Source organism: Actinomyces stomatis, from assembly GCF_031292835.1.
GTDB classification, from domain to species: Bacteria; Actinomycetota; Actinomycetes; order Actinomycetales; family Actinomycetaceae; genus Actinomyces; species Actinomyces stomatis.
The window spans coordinates 1-1,593 of sequence record NZ_JASPEP010000056.1; the positions used below are offsets into that span (position 1 = coordinate 1).

Below are 1,593 nucleotides of genomic sequence, written 5' to 3' on the forward strand. Positions count from 1 at the left end.
GCTCATGGCCTGGCTCAGGGAGCCGGTGGGGACGGCGCGCAGGCCGTGGCCGGCGGCGAAGGCCTCGGCGCGGTTGGAGGCGGAGTAGACGGCGATGTCGCTCAGGCCCCGGGCGCGCAGGTCGGCGACGGTGGCGCCGGCGTAGGAGCCGGTGCCGATGATGAGGGCGCGGCAGCCCTCCAGCGGCGGCAGGTGGCCGGCGGCCTGATCCACGCCGACGGCGACGACGCTGCGCCCCTGACCGGACAGCTCGGTCTCGTGGGCCACCCGGCGGGCGGTGGCCGAGGCGCGTTCGACGACTCGCACGAGCTCGGGGCTGAGCGTGCCCTCGGCGGCGGCGGTCTCGGCGGCGCGGCGGACCTGGCCGACGATCTGGGTCTCGCCGACCACCATCGAGCTCAGGCCCGCGGCGATGGCGAGCATCTCCCGGCGGGCGCTCGCCCCGACCAGGTGGGACAGCAGGAGGCTGCTCGGCGGGAGCCCGGCGCGCTCGGCGAGGAAGGCGGAGACTGTCTCACCCAGATCCGACGCCGCCGTGGACTGACCCCCGACACTCGGACCGAGGTCCGGGTGCAGGGCCGCCGGGCACCCGGTGTCGGCCCAGGAGTCGGCGTCGATGAGGAGGGCCAGGCGGTTGCAGGTGGACAGGACCAGGACCCCGCGCAGCGCTGGGACCGCCTCCAGGAGGTCCGGCCCCAGCCCCGGGGCGACCACCCCGAGCCGGGCGACGACGTCAAGGCCCGGCAGTCGATGATCGGCGGAGAGAAGATGAGTAGTCACAACGAGCGCTATTGAAACATCACCGCGGGGTGCGGGCACAATAGCGGCGTGGCGACGCACACCCACATCACGACAATGTGTCACCACCATATTTCTGACACTCTGTCAGCACCTGATCGACGCCTGAGATGCCGCATCACCACGCGAAATAAACCCCCTCTGACCACTACTTACAGGAGGCAGCCGATATGTCTCGCATTCAGTTCCCCTATCGCAGGGAAAGCACGCGGCGTCAGAATTCTTCACCCGATAGCGGCGATTTCGTCACCGGCGGTTCACACAATTATTCGATCGACTCCGAGCAGACGGCGCCGAGCGGGCAGCGGGCCGGCAGCGGGGCCGGTCCGGGAGCCGCTGGGGAGACGACCGGTCGGGACGCCGGGCCGGCGGCCGGGTCTGCCGAGGTGGCATCAGGGTCTGCCGGGCAGGCCGGGGCCGCGACAGGGCCGGCGCTCCTGGAGGCGCTGGCGGGGCGGAGACCTGCGCGCACGCCCGTGTGGTTCATGCGTCAGGCGGGACGGTCCCTTCCGGAGTACCGGGCGCTGCGGGCGCGCGCCGGAGTGCCGATGCTGGAGGCCTGTCTGGATCCCGCGCTCGCGGCGGAGGTGACGCTGCAGCCGGTGCGGCGCCACGGCGTCGACGCCGCCGTCTTCTTCTCCGACATCATGGTGCCGCTGCGCCTGGCGGGCGTCGGGGTGCGGATCGAGGAGGGCGTCGGGCCGGTTCTCGACGCCCCGGTGCGCAGCGGCCGCGAGGTGAGCGAGCTGGTCGCCCAGCGCTTCGGTGACGGCCCCGGGGCCGAGGGCGTCGGGG

At 72.8% G+C, this 1,593-nt stretch carries 2 protein-coding genes; one reads left to right on the forward strand and one right to left on the reverse strand.

Annotated features, from left to right (window positions below; genetic code table 11):
• Positions 1-780 (reverse strand): glutamyl-tRNA reductase (locus RIV12_RS13080; protein ID WP_487274895.1); only part of this gene is annotated, 780 nt, incomplete at its 3' end.
• Between the two features lie 188 nt (positions 781-968).
• Between RIV12_RS13080 and RIV12_RS13085 the strand changes: the two genes are divergently transcribed.
• Positions 969-1,593 (forward strand): uroporphyrinogen decarboxylase family protein (locus RIV12_RS13085; protein WP_309324457.1); only part of this gene is annotated, 625 nt, incomplete at its 3' end.